At 68.2% G+C, this 16823-nt stretch carries 16 protein-coding genes; 8 read left to right on the top strand and 8 right to left on the bottom strand.

Features of this window, described 5'->3' with window-relative positions; translation table 11 throughout:
* Positions 1–5 precede the first annotated feature (5 nt).
* Both ACFOYW_RS04375 and ACFOYW_RS04380 read left to right on the top strand, forming a co-directional pair.
* Positions 6–785 carry an SDR family oxidoreductase gene (locus ACFOYW_RS04375; RefSeq protein WP_390227469.1) on the top strand — a complete coding sequence of 260 codons (780 nt, stop codon included), beginning with the start codon at positions 6–8 and terminating at the stop codon, positions 783–785.
* Positions 786–898: 113 nt separating this feature from the next.
* Complete coding sequence (locus tag ACFOYW_RS04380; RefSeq protein ID WP_390227470.1) at positions 899–2044, top strand: AI-2E family transporter; 1146 nt, start codon at positions 899–901, stop codon at positions 2042–2044.
* A gap of 89 nt (positions 2045–2133) precedes the next feature.
* On the opposite strand, the gene ACFOYW_RS04385 is transcribed toward ACFOYW_RS04380, so the two are convergent.
* The 7 genes from ACFOYW_RS04385 to ACFOYW_RS04415 form a co-directional block, all read right to left on the bottom strand.
* Positions 2134–3855: a class I adenylate-forming enzyme family protein gene (locus ACFOYW_RS04385; protein WP_390227471.1), complete on the bottom strand. Its 1722-nt coding sequence runs from the start codon at positions 3853–3855 to the stop codon at positions 2134–2136.
* A gap of 23 nt (positions 3856–3878) precedes the next feature.
* Positions 3879–4061: a CsbD family protein gene (locus ACFOYW_RS04390; RefSeq protein WP_390227472.1), complete on the bottom strand. Its 183-nt coding sequence runs from the start codon at positions 4059–4061 to the stop codon at positions 3879–3881.
* A gap of 88 nt (positions 4062–4149) precedes the next feature.
* Positions 4150–4578: a hypothetical protein gene (locus tag ACFOYW_RS04395; RefSeq protein ID WP_390227473.1), complete on the bottom strand. Its 429-nt coding sequence runs from the start codon at positions 4576–4578 to the stop codon at positions 4150–4152.
* 9 nt (positions 4579–4587) lie between these two features.
* Positions 4588–6375: a glycoside hydrolase family 15 protein gene (locus ACFOYW_RS04400; RefSeq protein WP_390227474.1), complete on the bottom strand. Its 1788-nt coding sequence runs from the start codon at positions 6373–6375 to the stop codon at positions 4588–4590.
* A gap of 10 nt (positions 6376–6385) precedes the next feature.
* On the bottom strand, positions 6386–6883 hold the full coding sequence (locus tag ACFOYW_RS04405; protein ID WP_390227475.1) for a hypothetical protein: 498 nt from the start codon (positions 6881–6883) through the stop codon (positions 6386–6388).
* A gap of 20 nt (positions 6884–6903) precedes the next feature.
* Entirely contained in the window at positions 6904–7104 is a 201-nt protein-coding gene (locus ACFOYW_RS04410) for a hypothetical protein (protein WP_390227476.1), read from the bottom strand.
* Entirely contained in the window at positions 7101–7907 is an 807-nt protein-coding gene (locus ACFOYW_RS04415; RefSeq protein WP_390227477.1) for a sugar phosphate isomerase/epimerase family protein, read from the bottom strand. The genes ACFOYW_RS04410 and ACFOYW_RS04415 overlap by 4 nt, the downstream gene beginning before the upstream one ends.
* Before the next feature lie 142 nt (positions 7908–8049).
* On the opposite strand from ACFOYW_RS04415, the gene otsA reads away from it, so the two are divergent.
* The 6 genes from otsA to ilvC are packed head-to-tail and all read left to right on the top strand — an operon-like array spanning position 8050 to position 15521.
* Positions 8050–9591 (top strand): alpha,alpha-trehalose-phosphate synthase (UDP-forming), encoded by a 1542-nt coding sequence (otsA, locus tag ACFOYW_RS04420; protein WP_390227478.1) that lies wholly within the window; start codon positions 8050–8052, stop codon positions 9589–9591.
* Positions 9592–9596: 5 nt separating this feature from the next.
* A complete protein-coding gene (gene otsB, locus ACFOYW_RS04425) occupies positions 9597–10400 on the top strand; it encodes a trehalose-phosphatase (protein ID WP_390227897.1) in 804 nt (267 codons plus the stop codon).
* 10 nt (positions 10401–10410) lie between these two features.
* Positions 10411–12105, top strand: coding sequence for a dihydroxy-acid dehydratase (ilvD, locus tag ACFOYW_RS04430; RefSeq protein WP_390227479.1), 1695 nt, complete (start codon positions 10411–10413; stop codon positions 12103–12105).
* A gap of 43 nt (positions 12106–12148) precedes the next feature.
* Positions 12149–13954: an acetolactate synthase large subunit gene (locus ACFOYW_RS04435; RefSeq protein ID WP_390227480.1), complete on the top strand. Its 1806-nt coding sequence runs from the start codon at positions 12149–12151 to the stop codon at positions 13952–13954.
* A gap of 5 nt (positions 13955–13959) precedes the next feature.
* Positions 13960–14469, top strand: a complete 510-nt coding sequence (ilvN, locus tag ACFOYW_RS04440) for an acetolactate synthase small subunit (RefSeq protein WP_390227481.1) — start codon at positions 13960–13962, stop codon at positions 14467–14469.
* Between the two features lie 23 nt (positions 14470–14492).
* Positions 14493–15521 carry a ketol-acid reductoisomerase gene (gene ilvC, locus ACFOYW_RS04445; protein WP_390227482.1) on the top strand — a complete coding sequence of 343 codons (1029 nt, stop codon included), beginning with the start codon at positions 14493–14495 and terminating at the stop codon, positions 15519–15521.
* Between the two features lie 20 nt (positions 15522–15541).
* On the opposite strand, the gene ACFOYW_RS04450 is transcribed toward ilvC, so the two are convergent.
* Positions 15542–16801, bottom strand: coding sequence for a sensor histidine kinase (locus tag ACFOYW_RS04450; protein WP_390227483.1), 1260 nt, complete (start codon positions 16799–16801; stop codon positions 15542–15544).
* Positions 16802–16823: the final 22 nt, after the last annotated feature.

A 16823-nucleotide genomic window follows, 5' to 3' on the forward strand; every position in this document is an offset into this window, starting at 1 on the left:
GCCCCATGAACGCACAACCCATCACAAACGGCGGCAACACGATCTTCATCCCGGGCGCCACGAGCGGCATCGGGCTCGCTCTCGCGCTGCGATTGCAGGCGAAGGGCAACACCGTCATCATCGGCGGCCGCCGCGCCGAGCTGCTCGAGGAGCTTGCACGCGAGCACGGCTTCGCCACTGTGGCGATCGACACGACCGATGCGGCAAGCATCCGCTCTGCCGCCACTGAGGTGATCGCACGGCACCCTGACCTGAACGTGCTCGTCGCGATGGCCGGCATCATGCGCATCGAGGACTGGCAGTCGGCCGACGGATTCCTTGCCGATGCAGAGGCCGTCGTCACCACCAACGTGCTCGGTCCGATCCGCCTCATCGCCGCACTCATCGAGCAGCTGCGCAGCCGCCCCGACGCCGCGATCGTCACCGTGTCGAGCGGACTCGCCCACACGCCTCTGCGGCCGACGCCGAGCTACAACGCGTCGAAGGCGGCGATCCACATGCTGTCCGAGTCGATCAGACTTCAGCTCGCCGACACGAGCGTGCGTGTGCTGGAGCTCGTGCCGCCCGCCGTCGCGACCGACCTGCTGCCCGGTCAGGCGCAGAGCCCGTTCGCGATGCCGCTCGACGCATTCGCCGACGAGGTCATCTCCCTCCTCGAGACGCAGCCTGAGGCGCACGAGATCCTCGTAGAGAACGTCAAGTTCCTGCGCTTCGCCGAGGTCCGTGGCGACTACGACCAGGTGGTGGGCACGCTGAACACAAGCGATCCGCACGCGGGCGCGTAAGCGGTTCGCCGGGCGCCGCCCGGCGCGGATAGGCACAGCCCGCACGCTGCCGCGTAAGCGGCTCGCCCTCGGGGCGCGCCTGACTTGAGTGCCGCCTGGGTACCCTGTGGCCCATGGACCTATTCCACAAGAGGCAGGGGCCCAGCGGCGCCGAAGTCACAGCGGCGAGATCAGAGACCGCGGTGCGCTGGGGCGACGGCTTCGGTCGTTTCGCGACGCGCTGCGTGCAGATTATCGCGGTACTGATCGTCGCCGGCGTCGCCATCTTCGCGATCACGCAGGTGAGCCTCGTGTTCATCCCGGTGACGCTTGCGCTGATCCTCTCCAGCGCCATCAGCCCGTTCATGGCGTTCATGCGTCGTCACGGCATCCCCTCGCTGCTTGCGGCGTGGATCGCGCTGTTCTCGATCATCATCGTGATCGGCGCGATCGTGCTGTTCGTCGTTTGGGCGGTGGAGCGCCAGTGGCAGGACCTCGTGGACTCGGCGACGCAGGGCATCACGTCGCTCGAGGGATACCTGAACAATCTGCCCGCCAACTTCATCAGCGCGAAGAACCTGCATGATGCGCAGAACGCGATCATCTCGTTCCTCACCTCGGCGCAGTTCGGACGTGGCGCGCTCGCGGGCGTCGGCGCCGCGGCCGAGGGGGTCACCGGCTTCTTCCTGACGGTGCTCACGCTGTTCTTCTTCATGAAGGACGGTCCGCAGATCTGGCACTTCCTGACGCGGCCGTTCCAGGGTCCGACCTACGAGCGCGCTCAGCGCATCGGCGAAAAGACGGTGCAGGTGCTGGGCGGGTACCTGCGCGGCACCGTGATGGTCGCGGCAGCGGATGCCATCGGCATCGGGGTCGGGCTCGCGATCTGCGGGGTGCCGCTGGCGTTCCCGCTCGCCGTGATCGTGTTCCTCACGGCGTTCATCCCCATCGTCGGGGCGACGGCGGCAGGCGTGCTCGCCGCGCTCGTTGCCCTGGTCACGAACGGCCCGGTCATCGCGATCATCGTCATCGCGATCGTGGTGTTCGTGAACCAGCTCGAGAGCCATCTGCTGCAACCGCAGATCATGGGGCACTCGCTCAAGCTGCACCCGCTGACGATCCTGCTCGCGCTGGCCGCGGGAACGATCATCGATGGCATCGTCGGCGCGATCTTCGCGGTGCCGATCGCCGCGACGGCGTGGGGAATCATCTCGGTGTGGAACGAGGAGACCCCGTCTTCACCGCCGATCGTGAAGGAACGCGCGCCGAACAAGCCCTAGGCGACACTGTGGCACCGCGTCGCGCTACACCTACGGCTCCGGGCGCCACGTGTCCGAGTGGCGCGGCCCCGTAGGTGTAGCGCGCTGCGTCAGCGACGCGAAGGTGAGACGAACCGGCCGCCGGAGGCGTCTTCGAGGGCTTGGTTCTTGAGGATGTAGTGCTGCTTCTTCCCGGTCGCGGTGTAGGGCAGATCATCGACGAACGCGTAACGACGTGGCCTCTTGAAGTCGGCGAGCCCCGGGTGGGCCTTGCAGTGCGCGTCGAGGTCGTTGGCGGCCTGCTGCTCGTCGGCCAGCGCGCCGGGCTTGCGTCGCACGTAGGCGACGACGAGTTCGCCCCATTCCTCGTCGGCGAGGCCGGTCACGATCGAATCGGCGACCCCGGGATGCTCGGCCAGCGCTTCCTCGACCTGCACGGGGTGCACGTTCTCACCGCCGGAGATCAGCATGTCGTCCTTGCGGCCGACGATGGTGACGATCTCGTTCTCGTCCCACGTGGCGAGGTCCCCGGGATACATCCAGCCGTCGCGGAACTTCTCGGCCGTGCGCTCGGCATCCGAATAGGCGTAGCCCGCCTTGATCGTGCGCATGATCACCTCGCCGACCGTGTGGCCGTCCTTGGGTACCGTGTCGCCGGGCTCCGCGAACCGGTCTTCGTAGACGTGCACGACGGCGACGTCGTCGTCGATGCATGCGCGACCGGCGCTGCCCGCGAACTCGGGAAGGTCCTCCGGGCGCAGGAACGTGTTCCAGAATGCCTCGGTCGTGCCGTAGCCGTTCATGAGCCGCGGGTGCAGCGTCTTCTGATAGCGGATCGCGGCGGCCTTCTCGAGTGGTGCGCCCATCGTGACGATGCCGCGCAGCGATGAGATGTCGCGAGGATTCGTCTCCTGCTCGTCTGCGAGCCGCTCGAGATTCGTGGGAGCACCGATGACGTACGTCAGCTTCGAGCCCTCGATGGCGTCGAGCACGACGGCCTCGTCGAAGCGGCGCAGGCAGACGACCTCGGCGCCGACGAACAGCGCGGGGTTCGGCCCTGCGCAGTAGTTGCCGCCCCGGTGGAACCACGGCGACATGTTCATCGTCTTGTCGGTGCTCGCGAGCGGGAACGCCATGATCACGTCGTGCGCCGACAGCGTCTCGTTGAGGCTCGTGAGGGGAACAGCCTTTGGCATACCGGTCGTGCCGCTGGTGAAGAGCCGGCTCGACTCGTCCCACACGCTGCCGTCCTGCGGTGCCCTGAAGCTCGGAGCATCCGTCGCAAGCAGTTCCTCGAAGGCGACCGTGCCGTCGAGCAGCGGGCCGTCACCGACGCCGGCGACGACCGCGGGCGTGTGCGTGGCCAGTTCGAGCGCTTGCGCGACGACGGATGCCTGTTCCCGCTCGTAGACGAACACCACGGGCTTCGTCTCGTCGAGGATGAACGCGGTCTCGCCAGGTGACAGGCGGAAGTTCATCGGCGAACTGACCGCGCGCACACCCTGGGCCGCCACATACAGAAAGGCGAACTCGGGGCGATTCATGAGCTGGTAGGACACCATGTCGCCCACGCCGACGCCGGCCCGCCTCAGGCCCTCGACGAGCTGCCCGGTGACCACGCCGAGTTCGGCGTAGGTCCACGAGCGGCCGGTCTCCGGGTCGCTGATCGCGGCCCGGCGTGCGTAGCGATGGACGTTCCGCTCGAAGGCGGTCGTCCAGGTGAAGTGGTTCTCGAAGACCCCGCGCAACTGACCGATGTCGTAACCGGTGCCGTTGGCCGCCAAGTTCTCGAGTGATGGGGACTGCGTCGATCCCGACTGCACCGTTGCCATACGGGGCAGTCTATGGGCGACCTTTAGTCCTTATCGGCAACCTTGTGGAACGCGTCCTTCAGCGAGTCGCCGGCCTTCTTGACCTTCGCGCCCGCCTGGTCTGCCTGGCCTTCGTGTTCGAGCTTCTCGTCGCCCGTCACCTTGCCGGCGGCCTCCTTGCCCTTGCCGAAAGCCTCTTCCGTGTTGTGGCGTGCCTTGTCAGACATCGACATGATCCGACCTCCCTTTTCCTGCCCGGTAGGTACCCGTGGACGGGGAGAGGGAAACTGGCGGGACCGGCGATTCGGCCCGGACTCAGAAGCGGGGGCGCTCCGCCTGCTCTGCGGCGACCGTCGCGACCACAGCCGCGGCAGCCATGAGGGCTACGACCACGGCCTGCACGGCGACCTGCACGATCGGCAGGAGCGGAAGCCCGGAGAGGATGCACCATGCCGCGGCCAGCACCAGAAGCGCGAGCCAGGACAGCGTGCGCCGCGCGTAGAACGCGACGCCGACGACGAGCATTGCGGCGACCGTGGTCTGGAACAGCGGCGTGCCGAGCGAGGCGTGGCCGATCCAGGTCACGACGAGGCAGTACGCCCAGTACAGGAACGCGAGAACGGCGAGCACTGTGACCAGCAGGCCGCCGAGCGCCGACGGGATCCGTCGCGCCAGACCATTGACGAAGGGGCGATTCTGGATGCCGTCGTCATGGGTGACGGCCGGAGTTGCGTTCACGGTCACTCGACGATCTTATCGGGTCATTCGGGAGTCGGAGAGAGCGTCGACGGCGCGCACGAGCGCCAGATGCGACAGTGCCTGCGGGGTGTTCCCGGCCTGGCGTCGCGCCTGCTCGTCGTACTCCTCCGAGAGCATGCCGACGTCGTTCGCGATGGACAGCACTCGGTCGATGAGCGCGGAAGCGTCGTCGCGCCGCCCTGATCGTGCATACTGCTCCGCGAGCCAGAGGGAGCACGCGAGGAACGGATTCTCGCCCGGCGGCAGGCCGTCGAGCCCGGAATCCGTCACGTATCGATCGATGAAACCGTTGTGCATCAGCTCGGCCTCGATGCGCGAGACCGTCGCGAGCATGCGCGGGTCGTCCGGTGCGCAGAATCCGACCTGCGGCAGCTGCAGCAATGCGGCATCGACGTGCGCCGCCCCTGAGTACTGCACGAACGCGCCGGATGCCTTGTCGACGTGGTTCTCGTCGATCTCGCGCCGGATCTCGTCGCGCAGCTCTCGCCAGCGCCGCGCCGGCCCGTGCAGTCCGTGTTTCTCGACCGCTTCGATGCCGCGATCGAAGGCGGCCCACGACATCGCGCGGGAGTGCGTGAACGGGCGCGGGTCGCCGCGGATCTCCCAGATGCCCTGGTCGGGCAGGCGCCACACCTTCTCCAGGTGGCCGAGAAGTGCGCGCTGCAGCCCCCAGGACACACTGGTCTCGGGAATCCCCGCATCCCGCGCGGCGGAGAAGGCGAGCATGACCTCGCCGATGACATCGGATTGGAACTGTTCGGACGCCGCGTTGCCGACCCGCACGGGCGAGGCGCCCTGGTAGCCGGGCAGGGTGGTCAGCTCGTATTCCTCGAGCCGACGCTCCCCGGCGAGCCCGTACATGATCTGCACGTCAGCGGGGTCGCCCGCGATGGCCCGCAGCACCCACTGACGCCATTTGTCGACCTCGTCGGCGAAGCCGTGACGAGCCACGACGTCGATGGTCAGTGACGCGTCCCGCAGCCAGACGAAGCGATAGTCCCAGTTGCGGTTGCCGCCGAACTGCTCCGGCAATGATGTGGTGGCCGCGGCAGCGATGCCGCCTGTCGACTCGTGGGTGAGCGCCCGAAGCACGAGCAGCGACCGAAGCACGGCGTCCTCATAGCGCGCGTCACCGGAGGGCCGATAGGACTCGAGCCACTTCTTCCACCAGTCGCGAGTTCCGCGCAGCGCGTCGTCGACGTCGAGGGGCGCGGGGGTCGTGCGGTGGCCCGGGAACCAGGTCAGCACGATGTCGACGGTCTCGCCCTCACGCACGGTGAAGCGCCCGACGTGCCGGTGATCGCTGCCGCGGAGTGCCGGACCCCGCAGAACGACGGCGTTCGGCCCGGCGATGGCCACGAGCTCGGGCGGGTCGACCTCGCGGTGCTGGGTGACCCAGGGAATCACCGCGCCGTAATCGAACCGCAGGCGCAACTCATGTTCGAGCTCCACGGAGCCGCGCACGCCGCGGATGCGCCGCACGACGTCGACCCGACCGCGGCCGAGGGGCATGACGTCCTCGACCTCGACCTCACCGCTGGGCGTGGTCCAGTGCGTGATCAGGTCGAAGCCGACGCCGTCGTAGCGGCGGGTGTTCGAGGCGCCTTCTTCTGTCGGCGCGAGCTTCCACCGGCCGGATTCCTCGCTGCCGAGCAACGAGGCGAACACGCTGGGGGAGTCGAAGCGAGGCAGGCACAGCCAATCGATGCTGCCGTCACGGCCGACCAGCGCCGCGGTGAACAAATCGCCAATGAGGGCATAGTCCTCGATCGCAAGCGCCATGAGGCTGAGCCTATGCGGCCTTCTCCTCCGCAGCCGCGGGGTTGACGGTCGCCACCGGGCCCGTCACGGGCCGCTTGAGGTCGGCCCAGCGGGTGATGGGGGCGGGCTCCCAGCTGAGTGCGGCCGGCTCGACCTCGAGCGCGGCGATCTCGCCATCAGCGGGCGCCTGCTGCAGCCACGGGTTCGTGCGGGGCGCCCTCAGCAGCCCGAGAGGGCCGCCGGCGAGCGCGTCGTCCGCGGGCACCGCCGAGACGCCGTCGAGAACGACCCGCGCCGCCGAGACACTCGCCGTGACGGCGGTCGCAAGTGAGTGCACGAGCACCTCGTGGAAGATCTGGTCGGTCTGCTCGTCACTGCGACGCGCGACGGTCCACTCGCCGTCGTCGCCGAAGACGTCGTGAAGGGTGCGCTGCACCGCGGCGAAGATCAGCTCGTCGGTGAGCTCGGGGGTGGCCGGCGCAGGCGCGACCGGTGCGGGGGCGGCGTGCTTGCGACGACCGAAGAACATGCCTTGATTTTCGCGGCTGATCAGCGGCGAGACGTGGAGACACGCCGGGCGGAGTCCTCCCGTACCGTGAGCAGGCTGATCAGGAATCCGATCGCCCAGAGCAGCCACAGCACCCAGGTGCGCTGCCCGAGCCGCGGTTTGCGGCTCTGCCTCGCGACGGGCAGCACCGCGAGCGCCGAGCCGACCACACGGGGCGAGAGCACGTACTTGCGCAGCGTCATACCCTCACGCTATCCGGCGCGTCGGCCGATTGCTCCGTGTGCAGGCGAGCGAATTCGAGCGTTTCGGCGAGCATGGCGAACCGCTCCTCGTCGCTGCGAGCCTTGCGAGTGTTGACCTCGGCGACGATCTGGCCGTCCCACCTCTGCTCGGCGAGCAGCTGCAGCACCTCGGCGACAGGCTGGGTGCCGTGGCCGGGCAGCGCGTGCTCGTCGAAGATGCGGCCCTCGTCGCTCGACGAGCTGCCGTCGCACAGGTGCACGTGCTTCAGCCGGGGCCCGAGCGCGCGAGCGAGTTCGAGGCTGCTCTGGCCGGAGAGCGACGCGTGGGAGAAGTCGAGCGTCACCGCATCGCAGTCGAAGCCGCGCGGATCCCAGCCGGGCATGTACGCCTTCATCGATCGGCCGGCGGCCTTCCAGGGGAACATGTTCTCAACGGCGATCTCGACGCCGGACGTCGTCGCCGTCTCGCGCACGATGTCGAGGAAATCGACGGCGTACTCGGCCTGCCAGCGGAACGGGGGATGCACGACGACGGTCTTCGCGCCGACGGACGCCGCAAGCTCCGCGCTCTTCTCGAGCTTCACCTTCGGGTCGCGGCCCCACACGAAGTGCGTGAGCAGAAGCACCGGGGCATGGATCGAGAGGATCGGCTGCTCGTAGCGCTCGGACATCGTGAGCAGAGCGTCCGCGCTCTGCGTCTTCTCATCGCGCGTCACCATCACCTCGACACCGTCGTACCCGGCTTCGCGGGCAAGCCGGAATCCGTGCTCGGTCGACAGGGGATACACGCAGGACGTGCTCATTCCGATGCGCATCGTGCGTTAACGGTACGCCGCTCACATGAACGCCGCATGACCGCGACCTGGCGCTTCGTGGCTGCCTGATAGCCTCGAAACAGCCGAGCGGAGGTGCCTCATTTCCACGGGAAACGAGCAATACGAACTGGTGATCGTCTCGAATCGCCTGCCTGTCGACCATGTTTCGGGCGAGGGGGGCACGGCGGAATGGCGCACGTCGCCCGGCGGTCTCGTGGCTGCGCTCGAGCCGGTGATGCGCCAGCGCGACGGCGTGTGGATCGGTTGGCCGGGTCTCGCCGACCAGGAGTTCGAGCCGTTCGAGGCCGACGGCATCGATCTGATTCCCGTTCCTCTCTCCGCGGCGGAGGTCGAGGACTATTACGAGGGCTTCAGCAACGACACGCTCTGGCCGCTGTATCACGATGTCATCTCGCCGCCGAGCTTCCACCGCGAGTGGTGGGAGGCCTATCAGCGGGTGAATCGCCGCTTCGCCGACGCCGCGCTCGCGGTCGCCGCACCGAACGCGATCGTGTGGGTGCACGACTATCAGCTGCAACTCGTGCCGAAGATGCTGCGCGACGCGCGCCCCGACCTGATCATCGGCTTCTTCAATCACATTCCGTTCCCGGCATACGGCATCTACTCGCAGCTCCCGTGGCGGCGTCAGATCGTCGACGGGCTCCTCGGCGCCGACGTGGTCGGCTTCCAGCGCGTCGCTGACGGCGGCAATTTCGCGCGCGCCGTGCGTCGCCTGCGCGGCTACGAGACGCGGGGCAACATCATCTCGGTTCCTATCGACGACGCGGCGGCCGCTATTGACGGCGCGGCGGCCGATGCCGACGAGCCGACGGCAGAGGCGCCGATGCGGCACCGCTCGGTCGGTCGCCGCGGGCACGCGATCCGCACCGTGCTCGCGCGGCCCTTCCCGATCTCCATCGACGCGCAGGAATACCAGCGACTCGCCGCCGACCCGAGTATCAGGGCACGCGCCGCCGAGATCCGCGAGGAACTCGGCAACCCGCGCGTCGTGATGCTCGGAGTCGACCGGCTCGACTACACCAAGGGCATCCGCCACCGCATGAAGGCGTTCGGCGAGCTTCTCCACGACGGCGCCGTGAGCGCCGAAGACGTCGTGCTCGTGCAGGTCGCGAGCCCGAGCCGTGAGCGAGTCGACGCCTATGCGCAGCTGCGCGACGAGGTCGAGGTGATGGTGAGCCGCATCAACGGCGACTTCTCGGAACTCGGTCACCCCGCGATCCACTACCTGCACCAGGGGTATCCGCGCGAGGAGATGGTCGCGCTCTACCTCGCGGCGGACATCATGCTCGTGACGGCTCTGCGCGACGGCATGAACCTGGTCGCGAAGGAATACGTCGCGAGTCGCACGGACCAGGACGGAGTGCTGATCCTCTCGGAGTTCGCCGGCGCCTCCGACGAGCTGCGCCAGGCCCTGCTCGTGAACCCGCACGACATCGACGGCTTGAAGGCTGCGATCGTGCAGGCGATGGAGATGCCGCGGCGCGAGCGGATGCGGCGCATGCGGACCCTTCGCAAGCGTGTGCTCACGCATGACGTGCAGCGCTGGAGCGCCACGTTCCTCGACGCGCTGACCCGCGAGGACCATCACGACCCGGCGAACCGCCTCGACATTCCGAAGCGCACCGTCGCGGCGGCGGACTACGGCGAGTGAGCGATATGCCAGCGGGCGAGGTGGCCGTGAGCGAGGGCGTCGACGCGCTCGCTCGGGTTCCGCGACTGCTCGTCGCGCTCGACTTCGACGGCACGGTCGCGCCGCTCGTCGACGACCCGTCGATGTCGCGAGTCGCCCCGGGCGCGCAGGCGGCGATCGACCGGTTGCGCGGGATCGCGGGCACGTGGGTGGCGTTTGTCTCGGGCCGCCCGCTTGCGTCACTCGCCCGCTTGACCGAGTCGGGCACCGACGCCCTGCTCGTCGGCTCGCACGGGGTCGAGGTGTCGATCCGCGGTGAGATCGCCGAGCTTGCGCTCAGCGCGGAAGAGAACGATCGGATGACTCGACTCGAGGCCGCCCTGACCGGGCTTGTGGCATCCGTGCCGCTCGCCCACCTCGAGCACAAGCCCGTCGGGTACGGCGTGCACACGCGCCGTGTCGTCGACCAGTCGCTCGTGCCGCCCCTCCAGGCGGCCGCACGACACGCCGCCGACGGGGTCGGCGGGTTCACGACCCGTGTCGGCAAGGACATCGTCGAGTTCAGCGTGCGCGACGTGAACAAAGGCGACGGGGTGCGAATGCTTCGCGCCCTCCTCGCCGGCGAAGAGGGCGGTCCCGTCGCCGTCCTCTACGCGGGTGACGACGTCACCGACGAAGATGCGTTCGCCGTGCTCGAGCCGGGTGATCTGGGCGTGAAGGTGGGGGAGGGCGCCACGCAGGCCCGCGCGCGCGTCGCCGACATCCCGGCGTTCACGCAGCTGCTCGCCGACCTCGCCGCACGGCGCGAGGCATCCGTCCAGCTTCACTAGTGTTGGATGCATGTCCGAAATCGACGTGAAACCTCGCAGCCGAGTCGTCACCGACGGCATCGAAGCCACCACCAGCCGCGGCATGCTCCGCGCCGTCGGCATGGGTGACGCGGACTGGGACAAGCCGCAGATCGGCATTGCGAGCTCGTGGAACGAGATCACGCCGTGCAATCTCTCGCTCGACCGTCTCGCTCAGGCCGCCAAGGAAGGCGTGCACGGGGGCGGCGGCTACCCGCTGCAGTTCGGTACCGTCTCGGTCTCCGACGGAGTCTCGATGGGCCACGAGGGCATGCACTTCTCGCTCGTGTCGCGCGAGGTCATCGCCGACAGCGTCGAGACCGTCATGATGGCCGAGCGCCTCGACGGGTCGGTGCTGCTGGCCGGGTGCGACAAGTCGATCCCGGGCATGCTGATGGCGGCCGCCCGCCTCGACCTGGCCTCGGTATTCCTCTACGCGGGCTCGATCGCGCCCGGCTGGGTGAAGCTCGAGGACGGCACCGAGAAGAACATCACGATCATCGACTCGTTCGAGGCGGTCGGCGGCGTCAAGGCGGGCACCATGAGCCTCGAGGACGCGCACCGCATCGAGTGCGCCTTCGCGCCGGGCGAGGGCGCCTGTGGCGGCATGTACACCGCTAACACCATGGCGTCGGTCGCTGAGGCCCTCGGCCTGTCGATCCCGGGGTCGGCTGCGCCGCCCTCGGCCGACCGTCGCCGCGACTATTACGCCCACCGTTCGGGTGAGGCCGTCGTCGAGCTGCTGCGCCGCGGCATCACGGCACGCCAGATCCTCACCCGCGAGGCGTTCGAGAATGCCGTCACGGTCGCCATGGCACTCGGCGGCTCGACCAATGTGGTCCTGCACCTGCTGGCGATCGCGCACGAGGCGGAGGTTCCGCTCACGATCGACGACTTCAACCGCATCGGCGACCGCGTTCCGCACCTCGCCGACATGAAGCCGTTCGGCAAGTACGTGATGAACGACGTCGACCGCATGGGCGGCATCCCCGTGCTGATGAAGGCCCTGCTCGACGCGGGTCTGCTGCACGGCGACGCCCTCACCGTCACGGGCAAGACGCTCGCCGAGAACCTCGCCGACATCAACCCGCCGGCGCTCGACGGCGAGGTGATCCACACGCTCGACAACCCGATCCACCCGACCGGCGGCCTCACGATCCTCAAGGGATCGCTGGCGCCCGAGGGCGCCGTCGTCAAGACCGCGGGGTTCGACGCCGCCGAGTTCACCGGCCCTGCTCGCGTGTTCGAGCGTGAGCGGGCGGCGATGGATGCGCTGACCAACGGCGAGATCAACCACGGCGACGTCGTGATCATCCGGTACGAGGGCCCGAAGGGCGGCCCCGGGATGCGCGAGATGCTCGCCATCACCGCCGCCATCAAGGGCGGGGGCCTCGGAAAAGATGTACTACTCTTGACAGACGGGCGATTCTCAGGCGGCACAACCGGCCTGTGCATCGGCCACATTGCACCCGAGGCAGTCGACGCAGGTCCGATCGCCTTTGTGCGCGATGGTGATCTGATTCGGGTCGATATCGCAGCTCGTTCTCTCGACCTACTCGTCGACGAAGCAGAGCTGCAGGGCCGCCGTGAAGGCTGGGCCCCGCTTCCGCCGCGTTACACCCGCGGCGTTCTCGCGAAGTACTCCAAGCTCGTGCACTCTGCCGCGCAGGGCGCCGTCACGGGGTAACGCGACCTTCTGATCATCTTTCGCAGCAAAGGGACGTTCTCTTATGCCCACGGACTCGAGACCCGTGCCCACCCCACCACGTGCCGCTGCGCAGAACGGCCCGGAGACCATCACCGGCTCCGCGGCGATCCTGCGCACCCTTGAGAAGCTCGGCGTCACCGAGGTCTTCGGACTGCCGGGGGGCGCGGTACTTCCGCTTTACGACGAGCTCATGGCTCAGACCGCCGTCCGCCACATCCTGGTCCGCCACGAGCAGGGCGCCGGCCACGCGGCCGAGGGCTACGCCTCGGCGAGCGGAAAGGTCGGCGTGGCGATCGCGACGTCGGGCCCCGGCGCGACGAACCTCGTCACCGCGATCGCGGACGCGTACATGGACTCGGTGCCGCTGCTCGCGATCACCGGCCAGGTGTTCTCCACCCTCATGGGTACGGATGCCTTCCAGGAGGCAGACATCGTCGGCATCACGATGCCGGTGACGAAGCACTCGTTCCTGGTGAAGACGCCCGCGGAGATCCCGGCGGCCATCGCTGCCGCGTACCACATCGCCAGCACGGGACGCCCCGGTCCCGTGCTCGTCGACATCACCAAAGACGCGCAGCAGGATCTGATGGAGTTCAGCTGGCCGCCCAAGGTCGAGTTGCCGGGCTACCGCCCTGTCACCAAGGCGCACGGCCGGCAGATCCAGGCCGCGGCGCAGCTCATCGCCGAAGCGAAGCGGCCCGTGCTGTACGTCGGCGGCGGAGTGATCCGCGCCAAGGCGTCGGCCCAGCTTCGAGAGCTCGTTGAGGCGACCGGTGCCCCCGTCGTGACGACGCTGATGGCGCGGGGCGCGTTCCCCGATTCTCATGAGCAGCACCTCGGCATGCCGGGCATGCACGGCACCGTTCCCGCGGTGCTGGCGCTTCAGGAATCCGATCTCATCGTCGCGCTCGGCGCGCGCTTCGACGACCGCGTGACCGGCAAGGTGAGCGACTTCGCGCCGCACGCCAAGGTGGTGCACGTCGACGTCGACCCGGCCGAGATCTCGAAGATCCGCGTCGCCGACGTGCCGATCGTGGGCGACCTCGCCGAGGTGCTGCCCGACCTCACCATCGCGTTCCGCCAGACGACGAGCGCCGGAGCGCCCGATCTGAGCTCGTGGTGGGCGCGGCTCAACGAGCTCCGCGAGGAGTTCCCCCTCGGCTTCACGCCGCCGACCGACGGCCTGCTCTCGCCGCAGAAGGTGATCTCGCGCATCGGCGAGCTCACCGGCCCGGAAGGCGTGTACGTCGCCGGGGTGGGCCAGCATCAGATGTGGGCGGCGCAGTTCATCGCCTACGAGCGGCCGAACGCCTGGCTCAACTCGGGCGGAGCGGGCACGATGGGCTACTCGGTGCCGGCCGCGATGGGCGCGAAGGTGTCGCAGCCCGATCGCGTGGTGTGGGCGATCGACGGCGACGGGTGCTTCCAGATGACCAACCAGGAGCTCGTCACCTGCGCGATCAACAACATCCCGATCAAGGTGGCGATCATCAACAACTCGTCGCTCGGCATGATCAAGCAGTGGCAGGCGCTGTTCTACGACGGCCGCTTCTCGCAGAGCGAGCTGCATACCGGCCACGGCTCGCGGCACATTCCCGACTTCGTGAAGCTCGCCGACGCGTATGGCGCACTCGGCATCCGCGTCGAGAAAGAGGACGAGGTCGACGCCGCGATCAAGCTCGCGCTCGAGACCAACGACCGGCCGGTCGTCATCGACTTCGTGGTCTCGGCCGACGCGATGGTGTGGCCGATGGTGCCGCAGGGCGTCAGCAACAGCTACGTGCAATACGCCAAAGACCACAGCCCGTCGTGGGAAGAGGGGGAGTAGCAACAGTGAGTACCCATGTGCTTTCCCTCCTCGTCGAGGACAAGCCGGGCCTGCTGACCCGAGTCGCTGGGCTGTTCGCGCGTCGTGGCTTCAACATCAACTCGCTCGCGGTCGGCACGACCGAGGTCGACGGCCTCTCGCGCATCACGGTCGTCGTCGACGTCGAAGAGCTGCCGCTCGAGCAGGTCACGAAGCAGCTCAACAAGCTCATCAACGTGATCAAGATCGTCGAGCTCGACACCGACGCGTCGGTGCAGCGCGAGCACCTGCTCGCCAAGGTGCGCGTCGACAATCAGACCCGCTCGCAGGTGCTCGAGGCGGTGAACCTGTTCCGTGCCCGTGTGGTCGACGTGTCTCCCGATGCGCTGGTCATCGAGGCGACGGGCGACAGCGGCAAGATCCAGGCGCTGCTGCGGGTGCTCGAGCCCTACGGCATCAAAGAGCTCGCACAGTCGGGCCTGCTCGCCATCGGCCGCGGGTCCAAGTCGATCACCGATCGCGTCTTCAAGTCTTAACAACCAAAGGGAAACGAAAGAACATGGCAGAGATCTACTACGACAACGACGCCGACCTCAGCATCATCCAGGGCAAGAAGGTCGCCGTCATCGGCTACGGCTCGCAGGGCCACGCCCACGCGCAGAACCTGCGCGACTCGGGCGTCGAGGTCGTCATCGGCCTGAAGGAGGGCTCGAAGTCGATCCAGAAGGCGAGCGAGGCCGGCTTCGAGGTGAAGAGCAACGCCGAGGCGGCCGAGTGGGCCGACGTGATCGTCATCCTCGCGCCGGACCAGGTGCAGCGACACCTCTACGCCGACGACATCGAGCCGCACCTCGCCGCGGGCAAGGTGCTGCTGTTCGGCCACGGCTTCAACATCCGCTACGGCTACATCAAGGCTCCCGAGAACGTGGACGTCATCATGGTCGCGCCGAAGGGCCCGGGCCACACCGTGCGCCGCGAGTTCGTCGCAGGCCGCGGCATTCCCGACATCATCGCCGTCGAGCAGGACGCGTCGGGCCAGGCGTGGGACATCGCCAAGTCGTACGCCAAGGCGATCGGGGGCACCCGTGCCGGCGTGATCAAGACGACCTTCACGGAAGAGACCGAGACCGACCTGTTCGGTGAGCAGACCGTTCTCTGCGGCGGTGTCTCGCACCTCGTGCAGTACGGTTTCGAAACCCTCAAGGAGGCCGGCTACCAGCCGGAGATCGCCTACTTCGAGGTGCTTCACGAGCTGAAGCTCATCGTCGACCTGATGTGGGAGGGCGGCATCGCCAAGCAGCGCTGGTCGGTCTCCGACACCGCCGAGTACGGCGACTACGTCTCGGGCCCCCGCGTCATCGACCCCTCCGTGAAGGAGCACATGAAGGAGGTCCTCTCGGACATCCAGGACGGCACCTTCGCCAAGCGCTTCATCGCCGACCAGGACGCGGGCGCGCCCGAGTTCCTGCGCCTGCGCGCCGAGGGCGAGCAGCATCCGATCGAGAAGACCGGTCACGAGCTGCGCTCGCTCTTCGCCTGGAACTCGAACACCGACGACGACTACGTCGACGGATCGGTCGCTCGCTAGCCGCAAGCGGCACGGCAGAGCTACTGAGGGGGCCGGGGCAGCACGAGCGAGAACGTCGTGCCCCGGCCCTCTGTGCTGTCCACCTCGAGGCGCCCGCCGTGCGCTGTCGCGATCTGCCGCACGACCGTGAGCCCGAGGCCGACGCCGGGGATCGCCTGCGCGGTCGAGGCGCGGAAGAACCGCTCTGACAGGTGCCCGACCTCGTCGGCGGGAATGCCGACGCCGGTGTCGCTCACGGTGAGCACAGCATCCGTACCGCCCGATGCCGACTGGCGCAGCGCGGTCGTCACGGTCACCGTGCCTCCGGCGGGCGTGAACTTGAGCGCATTCGAGATCAGGTTGTCGGTCGCCTGACCGAGACGGTCGGGGTCGCCGTCGATGACGACGGATGCCGCGAGCTCGGCCGTGAGCGTGACCTCCGCGCTCTCCGCCGCCGGCCGCGCCGACGCGACGGACTGCTCGACGACGTCATTCAGCTCGACGCGGGCGGTCTGCAGGGCGAACGCACCCGCTCCCGCCTGCGCCGTCGCGAGCAGATCGCCGACGAGGTGCTGCAGGCGCTTCGCGTTGCCCTCGGCGATGTCGACGTAGCCGAGCTGCGTCTCCGAGAGCGGCTCGGGCGCGAGCCTCAGCAGCTGCAGGTAGCCGAGCACGCTCGTCAGCGGGTTCCGCAGCTCGTGCGAGACGAGCCCCAGGAACTCGTCCTTCACGCGGTCGCGCTCGTCGGCGGCCTCACGCAGGCGGCGCGACACCTCGTTGATGATGATCGCGGCGACGAGATAGACGAACGGCGTGAGGAAGTCGCGTGCGACGTCGCCGAGGCTGACCGGCTTCTCATCGAGGTACGCGGGAAGGAGCAGGGCGACGCAGGTGCCGAGGCCGGCGATGAGCGGATTCCACGCGCCCGACTCGCTCGCCACCCAGATGGTCGGGATGATCAGAAGCACACCGAACGGGGAATCCGACGCGCCTGTGGCGAGCCGCAGCAGGGCGATCGCGACGAACGACGCGCACGGTATCAGCACGTTCCACGCAGTATCGATGCCGCGCTTCTCGGCGCGCGAGCCGATGCGCCGCCAGGGGAGCGCGAACGAGGCGAGTGTCGCGAGCGCCTCCAGGGCGACGGATGCCAGAAGCAGGCGCCACGAGCTCACAGGCATGCGCGTCGCCAGCAGCACGACGAGCGCCGCCCCGAAGGTGACGACCGTCGGGATCTGCTTCACCCACGGTGTCAGGCGCCCCTCCGTCAGACGGCGGAAGAGCGCTCGGACCAAGTCCATGAGCGTCACTCTGGCAGATTCG

The organism is Gryllotalpicola reticulitermitis (genome assembly GCF_042651345.1).
Classification (GTDB): domain Bacteria; phylum Actinomycetota; class Actinomycetes; order Actinomycetales; family Microbacteriaceae; genus Gryllotalpicola; species Gryllotalpicola reticulitermitis.

Bases quoted from the DNA above. Each gene is read 5' to 3' on its own strand.
- ACFOYW_RS04405 (WP_390227475.1), bottom strand. From the start codon at position 6,883: ATGTTCTTCGGTCGTCGCAAGCACGCCGCCCCCGCACCGGTCGCGCCT.
- ACFOYW_RS04450 (WP_390227483.1), bottom strand. From the start codon at position 16,801: ATGGACTTGGTCCGAGCGCTCTTCCGCCGTCTGACGGAGGGGCGCCTG.
- ilvD (WP_390227479.1), top strand. From the start codon at position 10,411: ATGTCCGAAATCGACGTGAAACCTCGCAGCCGAGTCGTCACCGACGGC.
- ACFOYW_RS04380 (WP_390227470.1), top strand. From the start codon at position 899: ATGGACCTATTCCACAAGAGGCAGGGGCCCAGCGGCGCCGAAGTCACA.
- ACFOYW_RS04415 (WP_390227477.1), bottom strand. From the start codon at position 7,907: ATGAGCACGTCCTGCGTGTATCCCCTGTCGACCGAGCACGGATTCCGG.
- otsB (WP_390227897.1), top strand. From the start codon at position 9,597: ATGCCAGCGGGCGAGGTGGCCGTGAGCGAGGGCGTCGACGCGCTCGCT.
- ACFOYW_RS04375 (WP_390227469.1), top strand. From the start codon at position 6: ATGAACGCACAACCCATCACAAACGGCGGCAACACGATCTTCATCCCG.
- ACFOYW_RS04390 (WP_390227472.1), bottom strand. From the start codon at position 4,061: ATGTCTGACAAGGCACGCCACAACACGGAAGAGGCTTTCGGCAAGGGC.
- ilvC (WP_390227482.1), top strand. From the start codon at position 14,493: ATGGCAGAGATCTACTACGACAACGACGCCGACCTCAGCATCATCCAG.
- ACFOYW_RS04435 (WP_390227480.1), top strand. From the start codon at position 12,149: ATGCCCACGGACTCGAGACCCGTGCCCACCCCACCACGTGCCGCTGCG.
- ACFOYW_RS04400 (WP_390227474.1), bottom strand. From the start codon at position 6,375: ATGGCGCTTGCGATCGAGGACTATGCCCTCATTGGCGATTTGTTCACC.
- ACFOYW_RS04410 (WP_390227476.1), bottom strand. From the start codon at position 7,104: ATGACGCTGCGCAAGTACGTGCTCTCGCCCCGTGTGGTCGGCTCGGCG.
- ACFOYW_RS04385 (WP_390227471.1), bottom strand. From the start codon at position 3,855: ATGGCAACGGTGCAGTCGGGATCGACGCAGTCCCCATCACTCGAGAAC.